We start from the raw sequence: 14,138 nt of genomic DNA, 5'->3' as shown, positions 1-14,138 counted from the left end.
CGTGCGCAATCATTTTTCTTGACATTCTTTTTTATAAGGAGTAAAATAAAGTCATCATTAAACAAAGGAGTTTTAAACATGATTGAAATTACCTATCTAGATGCCAGCAAGAACGAAAGAACTGTAACCTTCGATTCTTATGAAGACTTTGATCGTTCACAACAAGCTTGCCTTATCGGCGTCGCAGACTACTACCCTGTCCAAAAATTAACTTACAACGGTCATGATTTGGACTACCATGGGACTTATGGAGATATCTTCTTCTATCTCAAGAAACAAGATTTAAGCCAATATAACTAAAAAAGGAGAAATACAATGGCAAAAGCAATTACAGATGCAACATTCGAACAAGAAACAAAAGACGGTTTGGTCTTGGTAGACTTCTGGGCAACTTGGTGTGGTCCATGTCGTATGCAAGGTCCAATCTTGGATAAATTGTCTGAAGAACTTTCAGAAGATGTTTTGAAAATCGTTAAAATGGACGTTGATGAAAATCCAAACACAGCTCGTGCCTTTGGAATCATGTCTATCCCAACTCTTCTCTTCAAAAAAGACGGCCAAGTGGTAAAACAAGTTGCTGGTGTTCACACAGCAGAACAAATCAAGGCCATCGTTGCTGAATTGAGCTAATCACACGAGAGACAAAGTACTTGCTTTGGTCTCTTTTTTCTTGCCCTTTGCCATTTTTCAAAAAATATGCTAGACTATAGGTAGAATATTACGATGTTTGGGACACGCCATCGCTAAAAAAAACCTCGATTTGGTATTTTTTAGCTCCCTCATGGGAGCTTTTTGCGTGCTCTAAACATTTCCCATTTTGGAAGGAGTACTATGAAACGTCAATCTGCCTTGGTCGTCTTTAGTGGCGGTCAAGATTCTACAACCTGCCTCTTTTGGGCTAAAGAACACTATGAAACGGTCGAAGCCGTTACCTTTGCCTACGGCCAACGCCATCATCTCGAAATTCAAGTCGCTAGAGAAATCGCTGAGGAGCAGGGGATTCGTCATCATATCCTAGATATGTCTCTGCTGGGGCAAATCACTGAAAATGCCCTGACTTCTGATCTGGAGATTGAGCAAAAAGAGGGAGAGGTGCCTAATACCTTTGTTGACGGTCGCAACCACCTCTTTCTGTCCTTTGCGGCTGTTCTTGCTAAGCAACGTGGCATTAAAGACATCGTGACAGGTGTCTGTGAGACCGACTTCTCAGGCTACCCTGATTGTCGAGATGTCTTTGTCAAATCTCTCAATGTCACCCTCAACCTTGCCATGGATTACGACTTTGTTATCCAAACACCTCTAATGTGGTTGGACAAGGCTGAAACTTGGGAATTAGCCGACCAACTCGGTGCCTTTGACTATGTTCGTGAAAAGACCTTAACCTGCTACAACGGGATTATCGGAAGTGGCTGTGGAGATTGTCCCGCCTGCCACCTACGTCAACATGGGTTAGATGTTTATCTCTCACAGAAAGGAGAGGACTAATGTTTTTTGCACCCAAAGAAATCAAACAGGAAACTGGGGAGTCGCTTGTCTACAATCCTCACAGAACCTTGGTATCAAAAGAATTTACCTTTGATGCTGCCCACCACCTCTTTCACTATGAGGGAAAATGCAAATCCCTTCATGGCCACACCTATCATCTGCAGATTGCTGTTAGTGGATTTTTAGATGAGCGTGGCATGACCTACGATTTCGGAGACATCAAAGCTATTTACAAGAACTACTTAGAGCCCCACTTGGATCATCGCTATCTCAATGAAACTCTGCCTTATATGAACACGACTGCTGAAAATATGGTTTACTGGATTTTCCAAACCATGAGTCAAGAGTTACCTGATGAGCGTGGTCTTCGTTTGGAATACGTTCGCCTCTATGAAACTCCGACTTCCTTTGCAGAGTTTAGACGGGAGTGGTTAGATGACTAGGGAACGTGTCCTCAAACTACCAGTTCTGGAAATTTTTGGCCCTACCTTTCAAGGTGAAGGTCGTGCTATTGGGCAGAAAACCATGTTTGTCCGCACTGCCGGTTGCGACTACCACTGCGACTGGTGCGATTCTGCCTTTACTTGGGATGGTTCTGAAAAACCAACTCGCATGACAGCTGACGAAGTCATTGCTGAGTTGGATAAACTAGGGAACTACGACTATGTAACCCTGTCTGGCGGAAATCCCGCTATCCTAGCAGCCAACATGGCTGAACTGGTCACCAAGCTCAAGGAACGTGGTGTCACCCTTGCTGTTGAGACCCAAGGCTCTCGCTGGCAAAATTGGTTAAAAGATATCGACCAGGTTACTCTGAGTCCCAAACCTCCTTCATCCAAGATGGAAGTCAACTTTGAGACCCTGGACTTTATCGTTTCCCAACTGGATCCAGACAAGGTCACCTTTAAAATCCCTGTCTTTGATGATGCAGATTTAGCCTTTGCTAAAGGAATACAAGAACGCTACCAACCAGATGTCCTTTTCTTATCTGCTGGAAATCCTGAACCCAAGGCTACAGGAAATATTATCCAAGATCAACTGGACCGTCTCAAAGAACTCTGGGAACGCGTCGCTGCCGACGATAGCTGGGGCAATGTCCGCGTCCTTCCTCAACTGCATACCCTCCTCTACGACAACCAACGTGGTGTTTAAGATTAGAAAGAAAAAATCATGTCACAACAAGAAGAAATGAAAAACCTAAGCCTACTGGGCAACAAAGAAACCAACTACATTTTCGAGTATCAACCAGAAGTCCTCGAATCCTTTGACAATCGTCATGTGGAAAATGACTATTTTATCAAATTTAACTGTCCTGAATTTACCTCACTTTGCCCTATTACTGCTCAGCCGGATTTTGCGACGATTTATATTTCCTATATTCCTGACAAGCTCTGTGTCGAGTCAAAATCCCTCAAACTTTACCTTTTTAGTTACCGAAATCACGGAGATTTCCACGAAAACTGTATCAACACTATCGGGAAAGACTTGGTCAACTTACTAGACCCTCGCTATTTAGAAGTATGGGGAAAATTCACTCCGCGCGGTGGCATTTCAATCGACCCCTACTACAACTACGGTAAGCCAGGAACTAAGTATGAAGGTTTGGCAGAACAACGCCTCTTCCAACACGACCTTTATCCAGAGAAAATTGACAACCGCTAAACTCAAACTCAATGAAATTCAAAGAGCAAACTAGGAAGCTAGCCACAGGTTGCTCAAAGCACTGCTTTGAGGTTGTAGATAAGACTGACAAAGTCAGCTCAAAACACTGTTTTGAGGTTGCAGATAGAACTGACGAAGTCAAATCAAAATACTGTTTTGAGGTTGCAGATGGAAGCTGACGTGGTTTGAAGAAATTTTCGAAGAGTATAATACGAAAAAGCCCTGTTCCTCGAGATGAGGAGCAAGGCTTTTTGAGTTTCAATTATTCTTCTGTTCCTAGGAATTTTTTTGCAACGAGGGCTGCAAGAACTCCACCAGCGATTGGTGCAAGGATGAAAATCCAAACTTGTCGAAGGGCTGCACCACCTACCAAGACAGCTGGTGCCAAGCTACGAGCTGGGTTTACTGAAAGGCCAGTAATGTTCAATCCGACAAGAATCATCGCCATCAAGGACAAACCGATTACCAAACCAGCAATCGCGCCATTCCCCTTGCTTTCTGAAGTTACGGTCATGATAACCAAGACAAACAAGAAAGTTGCAATGACTTCAAACAAGAAACCACCAAAGACAGTGACACCGTTTGCCAAGGCATTTTCACCAAGACTAGCAGTTGACATACCTGAGTTTGCCAAGAGGAAGAAGACAGAAGCAGATGCTAAGAAAGCTCCAACTACTTGTCCAAGGATGTAGTTTACAAGCTCTGAAGATGACAAACGTTTGTTAACAAACATAGCGATCGAAACAGCTGGGTTCAAGTGAGCACCTGAAACAGTTCCGATTGAGTAGACTGCAACCACGATGGCTAAACCAAAGGCAAAGGCGATTCCAAGGTGACCTAGGCCATCAAGACCATTTCCAAAAACAACAGCTCCTGTTCCGATGAACACAAGCATGAACGTACCGATTAACTCAGCAACAAATTTTTTCATTTTCTTTCTCCTTTTTTAAAAACTAAATACTAGTCTATCAAAAGAGGGAAAGGGTTTCAAGAAAATTGATTAGAAATTTTCAGGATAAAATTCTATAAAAACGGTAGTGTTTATTTGAAACATTTTTTCTAAAGGTATATAATGTCAATATAGTTCTAATAAGTTATTTATTCCCTAATTTGAACTAATTTTTACAACTTTGCTGTTCTTTTATGAACGTTTGAATGGTATCGTGGATACCAAGGAGGAATCATATGTCTAAAGTTGCTATTGTCACAGGTGCAGGTCAAGGAATCGGTTTTGCAATCGCAAAACGATTGGTTCAAGATGGCTTTAAGGTAGGAGTCTTAGACTACAATCCCGAAACAGCTGAAAAAGCTGTTGCCGAATTATCAGCTGAAAATGCCTTTGCTGTCGTGGCCGATGTTTCGAAACAGGCCGAAGTTGCACAAGCATTTCAAAAGGTTGTTGATCATTTTGGTGATTTGAATGTTGTCGTAAATAACGCTGGTGTTGCTCCCACTACTCCTCTTGATACAATTACTGAGGAACAATTTACACGCACTTTCGGTATCAACGTTGGTGGTGTCATTTGGGGTTCACAAGCTGCACAAGCGCAATTTAAAGCACTTGGCCACGGAGGTAAAATTATCAACGCAACCTCTCAAGCCGGTGTAGTGGGCAATCCAAACTTGACTGTTTATGGTGGTACAAAATTCGCTGTTCGTGGTATTACTCAAACATTGGCGCGTGATTTAGCAGACTCAGGCATCACTGTTAACGCCTACGCACCAGGTATTGTGAAAACACCAATGATGTACGACATCGCTCATGAAGTTGGTAAAAATGCAGGAAAAGATGACGAATGGGGTATGCAGACATTTGCAAAAGATATTACCCTAAAACGTCTATCTGAACCAGAAGATGTGGCTGCTGCTGTCAGCTTCCTTGCAGGACCAGATTCAAACTACATTACAGGACAAACCATTATCGTTGATGGTGGTATGCAATTCCATTAAGATACACAAAAAGAGGTTGGAAAATGATTCAACCTCTTTTATTAGTTTTCATTATTAGTTAGGAGGATACAATAGAAACTCTTTCAAAAAGTAATATTAGCTAATCCCTAGTATTGAAAAGACTGGATAGCTTCTTTCAAGTCATCTTGTAAACTATTTCTCTGGTCAAGTTGGACATAAACTTCCAACAGACAGGATCTGAAGTTGGAAAATTTATAAAAATCTTCCCTTTCTTCTATCGGAAAGTCAACAGCTTTTATCCAAGAAGCTACTTGCTCTTGCTCCAACTTCCCTTGTAAAATAGGTTCATAGATCACTCTGGCTAAACGCCAATCCTCATCATCTGTAAAGCGAATCGAAATTCTTTTAAATAGTTGGCCAAGTATATCAAATACTTCATGAACTCTGTTTTTAGGAAAGTCTGGATGACAAACCACCTCTGTCAGTAAATCGGCTCCATGTGCAAAAGCATGAACCCAACCATACTGACTTGAAAAACCCGTTGTATCCTTTTCTTTTGAAAGATAGTACAAACCTTGATTTAAAAGGACATTGCGAATTTCTGCTTTTAATCCCTGATAAAAAACCGATTGCTGGTTGGCGTCCGCCGACAAGAGATTTGCATAAATAAGCGCCCTAAAAGAACGTTCGAGTGTTGGCAGGCCTATCTTATCAATCTCTTTGTCTAGTCCTCCATCAGCTGAGACCACATCAGCAATGAAATGAAATTGTTCCTGTGTAAATAGCTCTTCCTGAATCCCTCTAGCAAAGCTTGTAAAAACAAGGTCATCACGAATTTCTGGAGAAGGATCTCCCAAATGATCAAGCAACCACTGGATTTCTTCCTCATGATAACTTGGTCTTTCTTCAGATATTTTTCTGAGTAACTCTTGATACATGGTCAATACCTCTACATTTCTAGCAACTTGATATAATCTAGACCCCATTTCTCGACAGCATCTAAAACAACTCTGAATTCCTGCCCCATTTCAGTTAAGCTGTACTCAACTCGTGGTGGAACTTCGGCATAGACCTTTCGTTGAACAATCTTATCCTTTTCTAATTGACGGAGATGACGGGTCAAAATAGTTTGAGTAATCCCAGGCAATAATCTCTGCAATTCTTTAAATCGTTTGGTACCCGTACTCAACTGATAAATGATTACCAGTGCCCATTTCCCCGTTAAAACCCTCTGCGTTGTCGCAAATGGACAAATACCATACTCACTCACTTTATTTGTCATAAAATATCTTCTTTCTATTTTTTAAAAAAAATTTATCTTTTAGTATCAATAATAGTACTACTTTTGATACTAGCTATCAAAAAAGTCTCTACTTGTTTTTTTGTTTGTAACTGTTACAATTATATCATAAAAAAGAAATGGAGAATAGATATGTCAACAAACTTAGAAATTTTCAACGCTTATAACCAAGCTTTAATTGCTGGTGACTTTCCTGGTGTCTTTGAAACGATGGCAGACGATATTGTCTGGCATCAACCTGGTACTCATAGTATATCTGGTACAGTTGTTGGTAAGGACAAGCTAGGAGCTCACCTGGCTACATTTGCTGAGAAAACTAATGGAACCTTTAAGGTGGTAACAAATTGGGTTTCTGACAATGAGGATTTAATCGCAGCCAATGTTACTTTTCTTGGAACACGTGCTGATGGTACTGAACTCAATATGAACGGGATTGACCTCTTCCGCATTGAAGACGGAAAAATCAAAGAAGTTTGGCTCTTCTCTTCAGATCAAGCTGAAGAAGATAGCTTTTGGGGATAATTTAAGAGGCCAGGACAAAAAATTTTGATTTTAGGAATTCTTTATTATAAATTTTTAAAATCGATAGATTAGAAAAAAAGCGAACAAGACAGAATTCTGAGTTTCAGATAACTCGTTTTGTTCGCTTTTTATATTTAAGGTTAGACTTTTGTTCCAGACTCTTTTAATTTACTCTCCCAACTGGGCACTGTAGGCGATGATCTGATCAACTGTGTCAGACAAGAATTGGATGGTATCACGGAGTGGTTTGTCTGTTGAAATATCAGCACCGATAATCATAGCTGACTCAAGTGGTGTCTTGCTACCACCTGATTTGAGGAGATTAAGCCAGTCTTCAGCTCCATTCTCAGAGTTTTTAAGATGGAGGTAACCAGCTGTCGAGATAACTAGTCCTGCTGAGTAAGTGTAACTATACAAGCCCATATAGTAGTGAGCTTGGCGCATCCAAGTCAAAGCTGCATCATCGTCGATTTCAATGGCATCTCCCCAGAAATCCGTCAAGACTTCCTTCATAATACTGTTGAGTTTGCTTGCTCCGAAAGTTTCTCCTTCTTCAATCAATGTATACACTTTACGCTGGAAGGCTGCTTCCAAAAGGTGAGTGATAAAGTTATGGAAGTAGGTGTCTGTCAAGCGGTGAGCAAGAGCGAAACGTTTTTGACGTGGGTCGTCAGATTGGTGCTCCAAGTAATCACTGAGAAGCAACTCATTGAAAGTTGACGGTGCTTCAACATAGTAGGTCGACATGTGGGCATTAAAGTAGCTTTGATGATTATCTGAAAAGATGAATTGACCAGAATGCCCGATTTCATGAATCAAGGTATAGACATCACTCAAACGACCTGTCCAGCTCATGAGGACATAAGGGTGTACACGATATGGATCCGCCGCATATCCGCCAGAATCCTTGCCACTATTAGCAGCAAAGTCCACCCAGCGCTCTTCTTGATAGCGAGCAACTTCCTGACAATATTCTTGCCCCAAAGGTTCTACTGACTTCATGACCAAATCATAGGCATCATCAATAGTCACTTCTGGATTCAGGGCGCTATCCAAGTCCAATTTCCAGTCTGCAAAGGTCATCTTTTCAAGACCATTGACCTTGGCAACATGCTTGAGGTATCTCTGAGCAACTGGCGCAAAATCCTTCATGATAAGGTCAATCTGGCGATCAAACATGGCACGGTTCACTTCTTGTTCAGCCAAAAGATAATCAAAGACTGAATCGTAGCCCTTCATATCTGCCAAGAGTTTTTCAGACTTAACCTGAGCTAAGTAGGCTGCCGCAGCTGTATTTTGGTGCTTACGAAGTCCTTCTGAGAAGGAACGGAAAGATTTCTCACGAACCTCAGCATCCTCGTGATTTTGGTAGAAATTCTCATAGGTCACAAAGCTGTTTTTGTAGGTCTTGCGATGGGCTTCAAAGTCAGCCATTTCAAAATCCCCAGCACGCATCTTAGTGTAAATATCCTGCGGACTGTAGAAAACTTCACCCAGATTGGTCAAGGCCTTCTCCACATCAGCCCCTAGATAGTGGGCTTTTTTGATTTTGGCCTGACGAATAGCTGCCGTCAAGTGGGGCAATTCACCCAAACGGTTCAAAACTTCCTCGTCTGCAGCCACCAAGGCGTCATCAAAGAAGGTCAAAGCTACACTGGCATCTGTTTCAAATTCCATCCCAGCTTGGGCAATATTGGCAAATTCTTCATTGCTATAGTCTGTCGTCTGTGGCATAAAACCATAGTTGCCAATATGGCTCATCTGGATGTAAATTTGCTCCAATTCCGCAAAGGCCTTCTCGAAATCCTCAAAAGTATGAAGATTGCCCTTGTAATCACGGCTAAATTGGTTGATATCTTCGCGAGCTTTCTCGATTGCACGCAAGAAATCCTCACGATCTTGGTATAAGGCTGTTAAGTCCCAGAGTTCCTTCTCTGGAAATTCTGAACGGTGTTTTTGTTCCATTTTCTTCCTCTTATTTCTCTAATTCTAATAAAACACTAAGGGCTGATAAGGCGTAAAGTGGTGCCGTTTCTGCTCGTAGGATACGAGGGCCAAGTCCTGCCAAGACCGCTCCTTTAGCTTCAAAACTCTCAATTTCTGCAGGTGAGAGACCGCCTTCTGGACCAAAGATAAAGAGCAATTTGGCTCCTGTTTCAAGACCAGAGACTGCTTGCAGAAGCGCAGCAGCTTCTCCTTCTTTAGCCGACTCTTCATAAGCCACTACGATAGAGTCAAATTGGTCAAGTTGGGCTAGAAAGTCTGCTTTTTTCTCAAACAGCTTGATGCTTGGAACGAAGTTACGCTTGCTTTGTTCGGATGCTCCGAGGGCGATTTTTTCTAACTTCTCAACCTTTTTACCCAATTTTTTGCCATCCCACTTGGCAACTGACCAGTCGGCAGGAAAGGCCCAAATCTGGCTGGCACCCAGTTCGGTTACTTTTTGAGTCATAAACTCCAGCTTGTCTCCCTTGGGAAATCCAGATGCAATGGTTACTTGAACGGGCAGTTCCACATTGTCATCTAGTTCTTCTACCAATTCAAACTGACGGGCTTCCACATCCAGTATACGCGCCAAGCGCTTAATTCCATCATCAAAGACTAAGGTCACCTCGTCATCTTCTTTCAAGCGCATAACCTGAAACATATGCTTGCTGGTTTCCTTGTCCTCGATGGTGACAGGAGAGATAGCACTGCCTTTGACAAAATACTGTTGCATGCTAGCCTCCAATCACACCGGAAATATCCTTGGTTTTCTTAAAGACACAGGCATTCCATTCCCCTTGAACCATGTGGGTTTCAAGGAAAAATCCAGCTGACTCAGCCGACTCGCGCACCATATCCCACTTGTCCTTGATAATGCCACTCATGATGAGGTAGCCTTCATCCTTGACCAAGCGATAAGCATCATCCGTCAGATGAACGAGGATATCCGCCAAGATATTAGCTACAATCACATCTGCCTCAATCTCAACTCCCTTAAGCAAATCTCCTGCTGCTACATGGATGTTTTCCATGCCAGGGTTGAGCTCAATATTTTCCTGAGCCACTCGAACTGCCACATCATCCAGGTCATAGGCGAAAATTTCCTTGGCACCAAGAAGCGAGCTGGCGATAGAGAGGACACCTGAACCAGTCCCCACATCCAGCACCGTTTCGCCACCACGAAGAACCTGCTCCAAGGCAAAAAGGCTCATCTTAGTAGTTGGATGCGTCCCAGTTCCAAAGGCCATGCCAGGATCCAGCTTGATAATCTTTTCTCCCGCAGTCGCCTCATAGTCTGTCCAAGACGGCACTATAGTCAAGTCATGAGTAATTCGAGCTGGTTCGTAGTATTTCTTCCAGTTATCTGCCCAGTCTTCCTCAGCCAAGGCAGTCGTCCCCATCTTGACCTCACCCAAATCCATAAAGTCTGTCAATTCTGCCAGGCGAGCCTGCAAATCTGCTTCAACCACTGCCACATCAATCGTATCAGGATAGTAGGCTGTTACCACGATTTCTTCTTGTTGCTCAACCTCTGGAAAAATTTCACCAAAACGATCCACATTTCCCACATAGTCCATACTGTCTTCGATTGCGACTCCTTGAGCTCCCAGCTCAATCAAGAGGTTGGAAACCAACTCCTCCCCCTCACGCTTAACCGTTACTTTTAACTCTTGCCATGTTTCCATTTAATTTTTCCTTATCAATCTATTAATTCTTCCAATTCTTTTAAAGTTCTTCCATCCTGGTCTTTCCAATCAGTTCGACCGTTCGTTTGCATACCCAGCAAAAAAGCCGCTGCATAAGAAGGGCTAGAAAAGAGTTGTTTTTCTTTTAACACTCCATCTTGAATGACCCGAGAAGCTATTAAATTCTGACGCATTTCTTTTAAACTTGCTGGAAGGTATGGAGAATCCTTTATTTCTACTTGACTTCCTTCTAAAACAACAAAACCTTCAGTTGTCCGTTCACAAGTTGCTTCTATTACTTTGTTAGATTTCTTAGTTTTACGCTTTAAATAAAGATAAGTTGAATGATTATCAGTCAGATCTTGACTAACTTTCTTTGTCATTGGAACAAAAACACGATAACCTAAAGTTCCAATAATCATTAGCGTATTTTCAACAATTTCATCCAGTTCAGATTCCTTTTCCTCAGTTACATTACCAGGATTTGGATCATTCCCATTTTTCACAATGTAGCGACCAGCTTCTTTAGCAAGTTGAGTAAATTTATTTTCCAAATAGCTAATTTCTGTTGGACCGAAAGAATTATTTTGAGTTGTTAGAATTATGACATCATTAAAATAATCTGCATGAGTATCACGGGTATGCTCTTGAATTCGCAACAATACCCCTTCACCATTTTTCCGAGTTGTCGCCTGACCAATATAGGTCACATTTTTCTGTTTATCTTCATCTCGACCAAATAAGAAATAAATACCACTTTGTTTCATTTCATCACGCGACTTCAAATCTCCCAACTGAATACGAGGTATTTTGTAAATCACTCCCGTCCAATTTGACAAAGTACATTTGATTTTTCCAGTCACCTCACCATCCATGAGAAACATATTGATATTTTTGCTACGTTTTTCCATTTATCGAACTTCCTCCAAATAATCCCTCACTCTATCCTGTAACTGAGGTACAACTTGACTGGAAGTGAGAAATTCCTCGACATTCATTAACTGATAGCCCTGTCCTTCATCTCCAAATACGATACTGTCAAACTGGTCCTGTGTCAACTGACCGACTAGAAATACAGATTGTTTATCCGCAAAAAGCATACTTGGATAAACCTCACTCCAAAGCAGACAATCTTCAGTCAGATGAATTCCCAGTTCTTCATAAACTTCACGCGCCACGCACTCAAAAGGACTTTCATCCCCCTCACGTCCCCCACCGGGCAGTTCCCACATATTGGACCAGGGAATGCTTGCCTTATCATCGCGTAAGATAGTCAAAAGCTTATCCCCACAAAACAAAGCAATCTTACAGCCTGTGAAATCAGAAATCTCTATGTCCATATCAAACTCCTAGTATCTCGGATAAGGATAAAACTCTCCCTCTTCCAAGCCTACTTTTCCTTCTTCAAAGACTTCTTGGTTCCATTCCATGACAAATTCTTCTGCTTCTGGGTCTTCCAAAAAGTCCATGAGGGCATCTAGTCCAACCTCGGCAGTGTCTTTAAGGAATAGAGCAAAATAAGCTAAAAATTCACGAGAAAAACCTTTTTTAGGTAGGTAAGGAATAACCGTCAAATAGTCTTCCTCATTGACTGTTGATTTGGCAGGATTGTAAAAAAGCACTGCTTCCTCAAAGAGAATGTCATCTGACGAAACCTCTCCGTCTTCATCTACCATCTCCACACCTGCAGCGTTTTGCGCTTCCAATAGAAAACTCACTTCAACCGCGTGGTTACGCTTGTCCCAACTAATCTCAAAGTCAAAGGGAAAATTCTTCTCCAACTCTTCCTCTAAAACATCTAAAAATCCGTATGTTGCCATTTTGTCCTCTTTCTATGCGACTCTTTAATCGCCCCGATTGCTCGGAAATATGCTAAAATAGATACTACCATCTTACCACATATACATCAGAAAATCCACGTTAGAAAGGACTGCTATGCCAGACAATCTCGCACTTCGCATGCGCCCTAAAACCATCGATCAGGTCATCGGTCAGGAACATCTGGTCGGACAAGGAAAAATCATCCGTCGCATGGTGGAAGCCAACCGCCTGTCCTCCATGATTCTATATGGACCTCCTGGAATCGGCAAGACCAGTATTGCTTCAGCCATCGCTGGGACTACTAAGTATGCCTTTCGAACTTTCAATGCGACAGTTGATAGTAAAAAGCGACTGCAAGAAATTGCGGAAGAGGCTAAATTTTCCGGGGGTCTCGTCCTATTGCTAGACGAGATTCATCGTCTAGACAAGACCAAGCAAGACTTCCTCTTGCCTCTCTTGGAAAGTGGACTGGTCATCATGATTGGCGCTACGACTGAAAATCCTTTCTTCTCTGTCACTCCTGCCATTCGTAGCCGAGTTCAAATTTTTGAGTTGGAACCTCTGTCTAACCAAGACATCAAAGAGGCTCTGCAAATAGCTCTAAGTAACCCTGAGCGTGGTTTTGATTTTCCAGTAGAACTAGATGAGGATGCGCTGGATTTTATTGCTACCTCTACAAACGGAGACCTTCGCTCTGCCTTCAACTCACTGGATTTGGCAGCTCTCTCTACCCCTGAGAATGATAAGGGCATCCGCCACATCACCCTCGACATCATGGAAAATAGCCTGCAGCAGAGCTACATCACTATGGATAAGGATGGAGATGGCCACTATGATGTTCTCTCAGCCCTGCAAAAGTCTATCCGTGGCTCAGATGTGGATGCCAGTCTCCACTATGCTGCCCGCTTGATTGAGGCTGGGGATCTGCCAAGTCTCGCTCGTCGCTTGACTGTTATCGCCTATGAAGATATCGGCTTAGCCAATCCTGAAGCCCAGGTTCACACCGTAACTGCTCTGGATGCTGCCCAAAAGATTGGTTTTCCCGAAGCTCGCATCCTCATTGCCAACGTCGTGATTGATTTGGCTCTTTCTCCAAAATCCAACTCAGCCTATGTAGCTATGGATAAGGCACTTGCTGACCTCAAAACATCAGGGCACTTGCCTATTCCGCGGCACCTGCGTGATGGGCACTACAGCGGAAGCAAGGAACTGGGGAATGCCCAAGACTATCTCTATCCACACAACTATCCTGGAAATTGGGTCAAGCAAGACTATCTACCAGAAAAAATTCGTAATCATCACTATTTCCAAGCAGAAGATACTGGTAAATATGAACGGGCTTTGGCTCAAAGAAAGGAAGCTATCGACCGTTTGCGAAAAATCTGAAATCCTTTTCAAAAAATTGCACTTTCCTCTTGATTTTTTTTGAAAAAGTGGTATCATATAAACATAGAAACGCTGTGGTGTACGACTTCACACTTAAGTGTTGACCGACTATTTTTTGTATTATTAGGGAAACAAAAGTCTTCTAACAGCATGTAGGCCGTCTCACACGGAAACAGCTTCAGTTAGAGCGAGTTGCCCACCTGCTTAATTGCGCGGGTTCAATACAAACCGTGAAGTTTCGGCACCAATACAGCTTTTTTCTTTGCCTCCTTAGCTCAGCTGGCAGAGCAGCGGACTCTTAATCCGTGGGTCACAGGTTCGATCCCTGTAGGGGGCATCTAAATACAACAGGAAAAAGCCTTGATAACCAAGGCTTTTTT

The 14,138-nt window shown here is 42.4% G+C and carries 18 protein-coding genes and 1 tRNA gene; 10 read left to right on the top strand and 9 right to left on the bottom strand.

Annotated elements, in window-relative coordinates; translation table 11 throughout:
- Positions 1-78 precede the first annotated feature (78 nt).
- The 6 genes from O3664_RS00095 to queF all read left to right on the top strand — a co-directional run bounded on the left by O3664_RS00095 (position 79) and on the right by queF (position 3,147).
- Positions 79-300, top strand: coding sequence for a DUF4649 family protein (locus tag O3664_RS00095; protein WP_000570249.1), 222 nt, complete (start codon positions 79-81; stop codon positions 298-300).
- Between the two features lie 15 nt (positions 301-315).
- Positions 316-630, top strand: coding sequence for a thioredoxin (trxA, locus tag O3664_RS00090; protein WP_001029581.1), 315 nt, complete (start codon positions 316-318; stop codon positions 628-630).
- 201 nt (positions 631-831) lie between these two features.
- Positions 832-1,485, top strand: a complete 654-nt coding sequence (queC, locus tag O3664_RS00085) for a 7-cyano-7-deazaguanine synthase QueC (RefSeq protein ID WP_020901662.1) — start codon at positions 832-834, stop codon at positions 1,483-1,485.
- Positions 1,485-1,928, top strand: a complete 444-nt coding sequence (queD, locus tag O3664_RS00080; RefSeq protein WP_000464576.1) for a 6-carboxytetrahydropterin synthase QueD — start codon at positions 1,485-1,487, stop codon at positions 1,926-1,928. The genes queC and queD overlap by 1 nt, the downstream gene beginning before the upstream one ends.
- Positions 1,921-2,637, top strand: coding sequence for a 7-carboxy-7-deazaguanine synthase QueE (gene queE, locus O3664_RS00075; protein WP_000196472.1), 717 nt, complete (start codon positions 1,921-1,923; stop codon positions 2,635-2,637). The genes queD and queE overlap by 8 nt, the downstream gene beginning before the upstream one ends.
- 18 nt (positions 2,638-2,655) lie before the next feature.
- The gene (gene queF, locus O3664_RS00070; protein WP_000082587.1) at positions 2,656-3,147 is read left to right on the top strand and encodes a preQ(1) synthase; all 492 of its coding nucleotides are present in this window, start codon (positions 2,656-2,658) and stop codon (positions 3,145-3,147) included.
- Between the two features lie 262 nt (positions 3,148-3,409).
- Here queF and O3664_RS00065 read toward each other — a convergent pair whose 3' ends face one another.
- The gene (locus tag O3664_RS00065; RefSeq protein WP_371613431.1) at positions 3,410-4,078 is read right to left on the bottom strand and encodes an MIP/aquaporin family protein; all 669 of its coding nucleotides are present in this window, start codon (positions 4,076-4,078) and stop codon (positions 3,410-3,412) included.
- 254 nt (positions 4,079-4,332) lie between these two features.
- Here O3664_RS00065 and O3664_RS00060 point away from each other — a divergent pair, with 254 nt between their 5' ends.
- Positions 4,333-5,097, top strand: a complete 765-nt coding sequence (locus O3664_RS00060) for a (S)-acetoin forming diacetyl reductase (protein WP_000048147.1) — start codon at positions 4,333-4,335, stop codon at positions 5,095-5,097.
- 107 nt (positions 5,098-5,204) lie between these two features.
- On the opposite strand, the gene O3664_RS00055 is transcribed toward O3664_RS00060, so the two are convergent.
- Positions 5,205-5,996, bottom strand: coding sequence for a DUF2785 domain-containing protein (locus O3664_RS00055; RefSeq protein WP_024057282.1), 792 nt, complete (start codon positions 5,994-5,996; stop codon positions 5,205-5,207).
- 11 nt (positions 5,997-6,007) lie between these two features.
- Positions 6,008-6,340 (bottom strand): helix-turn-helix domain-containing protein, encoded by a 333-nt coding sequence (locus O3664_RS00050; protein WP_000182730.1) that lies wholly within the window; start codon positions 6,338-6,340, stop codon positions 6,008-6,010.
- 150 nt (positions 6,341-6,490) lie between these two features.
- Between O3664_RS00050 and O3664_RS00045 the strand changes: the two genes are divergently transcribed.
- On the top strand, positions 6,491-6,880 hold the full coding sequence (locus tag O3664_RS00045) for a nuclear transport factor 2 family protein (RefSeq protein WP_371613430.1): 390 nt from the start codon (positions 6,491-6,493) through the stop codon (positions 6,878-6,880).
- A gap of 168 nt (positions 6,881-7,048) precedes the next feature.
- Here O3664_RS00045 and pepF read toward each other — a convergent pair whose 3' ends face one another.
- The 6 genes from pepF to O3664_RS00015 are packed head-to-tail and all read right to left on the bottom strand — an operon-like array spanning position 7,049 to position 12,371.
- Positions 7,049-8,845, bottom strand: a complete 1,797-nt coding sequence (gene pepF / locus O3664_RS00040) for an oligoendopeptidase F (protein WP_371613429.1) — start codon at positions 8,843-8,845, stop codon at positions 7,049-7,051.
- Positions 8,846-8,855: 10 nt separating this feature from the next.
- Positions 8,856-9,599, bottom strand: a complete 744-nt coding sequence (locus tag O3664_RS00035) for a 16S rRNA (uracil(1498)-N(3))-methyltransferase (protein WP_084861724.1) — start codon at positions 9,597-9,599, stop codon at positions 8,856-8,858.
- Position 9,600: 1 nt separating this feature from the next.
- Complete coding sequence (gene prmA / locus O3664_RS00030) at positions 9,601-10,551, bottom strand: 50S ribosomal protein L11 methyltransferase (RefSeq protein WP_084861723.1); 951 nt, start codon at positions 10,549-10,551, stop codon at positions 9,601-9,603.
- A gap of 14 nt (positions 10,552-10,565) precedes the next feature.
- Positions 10,566-11,462, bottom strand: a complete 897-nt coding sequence (locus O3664_RS00025) for a GIY-YIG nuclease family protein (RefSeq protein WP_314500215.1) — start codon at positions 11,460-11,462, stop codon at positions 10,566-10,568.
- Positions 11,463-11,891: an NUDIX hydrolase gene (locus O3664_RS00020; RefSeq protein WP_371613428.1), complete on the bottom strand. Its 429-nt coding sequence runs from the start codon at positions 11,889-11,891 to the stop codon at positions 11,463-11,465.
- Between the two features lie 9 nt (positions 11,892-11,900).
- On the bottom strand, positions 11,901-12,371 hold the full coding sequence (locus tag O3664_RS00015) for a DUF3013 family protein (protein WP_000257122.1): 471 nt from the start codon (positions 12,369-12,371) through the stop codon (positions 11,901-11,903).
- Between the two features lie 115 nt (positions 12,372-12,486).
- Between O3664_RS00015 and O3664_RS00010 the strand changes: the two genes are divergently transcribed.
- Both O3664_RS00010 and O3664_RS00005 read left to right on the top strand, forming a co-directional pair.
- Positions 12,487-13,758 (top strand): replication-associated recombination protein A, encoded by a 1,272-nt coding sequence (locus O3664_RS00010; RefSeq protein WP_049516363.1) that lies wholly within the window; start codon positions 12,487-12,489, stop codon positions 13,756-13,758.
- Positions 13,759-14,022: 264 nt separating this feature from the next.
- Positions 14,023-14,095, top strand: a tRNA-Lys gene (locus O3664_RS00005).
- The last annotated feature ends 43 nt before the right edge of the window (positions 14,096-14,138 follow it).

It is taken from the genome of Streptococcus sp. 27098_8_109 (genome assembly GCF_041432295.1).
GTDB lineage: Bacteria > Bacillota > Bacilli > Lactobacillales > Streptococcaceae > Streptococcus.
The sequence above is the reverse complement of the archived record's forward strand: the minus strand, read 5'-3'. Positions and strand labels throughout refer to the sequence as shown.

Coding starts and splice junctions, on each gene's coding strand:
- O3664_RS00095 (WP_000570249.1), top strand. CDS start 79: ATGATTGAAATTACCTATCTAGATGCCAGCAAGAACGAAAGAACTGTA.
- trxA (WP_001029581.1), top strand. CDS start 316: ATGGCAAAAGCAATTACAGATGCAACATTCGAACAAGAAACAAAAGAC.
- queC (WP_020901662.1), top strand. CDS start 832: ATGAAACGTCAATCTGCCTTGGTCGTCTTTAGTGGCGGTCAAGATTCT.
- queD (WP_000464576.1), top strand. CDS start 1,485: ATGTTTTTTGCACCCAAAGAAATCAAACAGGAAACTGGGGAGTCGCTT.
- queE (WP_000196472.1), top strand. CDS start 1,921: ATGACTAGGGAACGTGTCCTCAAACTACCAGTTCTGGAAATTTTTGGC.
- queF (WP_000082587.1), top strand. CDS start 2,656: ATGTCACAACAAGAAGAAATGAAAAACCTAAGCCTACTGGGCAACAAA.
- O3664_RS00065 (WP_371613431.1), bottom strand. CDS start 4,078: ATGAAAAAATTTGTTGCTGAGTTAATCGGTACGTTCATGCTTGTGTTC.
- O3664_RS00060 (WP_000048147.1), top strand. CDS start 4,333: ATGTCTAAAGTTGCTATTGTCACAGGTGCAGGTCAAGGAATCGGTTTT.
- O3664_RS00055 (WP_024057282.1), bottom strand. CDS start 5,996: ATGTATCAAGAGTTACTCAGAAAAATATCTGAAGAAAGACCAAGTTAT.
- O3664_RS00050 (WP_000182730.1), bottom strand. CDS start 6,340: ATGACAAATAAAGTGAGTGAGTATGGTATTTGTCCATTTGCGACAACG.
- O3664_RS00045 (WP_371613430.1), top strand. CDS start 6,491: ATGTCAACAAACTTAGAAATTTTCAACGCTTATAACCAAGCTTTAATT.
- pepF (WP_371613429.1), bottom strand. CDS start 8,845: ATGGAACAAAAACACCGTTCAGAATTTCCAGAGAAGGAACTCTGGGAC.
- O3664_RS00035 (WP_084861724.1), bottom strand. CDS start 9,599: ATGCAACAGTATTTTGTCAAAGGCAGTGCTATCTCTCCTGTCACCATC.
- prmA (WP_084861723.1), bottom strand. CDS start 10,551: ATGGAAACATGGCAAGAGTTAAAAGTAACGGTTAAGCGTGAGGGGGAG.
- O3664_RS00025 (WP_314500215.1), bottom strand. CDS start 11,462: ATGGAAAAACGTAGCAAAAATATCAATATGTTTCTCATGGATGGTGAG.
- O3664_RS00020 (WP_371613428.1), bottom strand. CDS start 11,891: ATGGACATAGAGATTTCTGATTTCACAGGCTGTAAGATTGCTTTGTTT.
- O3664_RS00015 (WP_000257122.1), bottom strand. CDS start 12,371: ATGGCAACATACGGATTTTTAGATGTTTTAGAGGAAGAGTTGGAGAAG.
- O3664_RS00010 (WP_049516363.1), top strand. CDS start 12,487: ATGCCAGACAATCTCGCACTTCGCATGCGCCCTAAAACCATCGATCAG.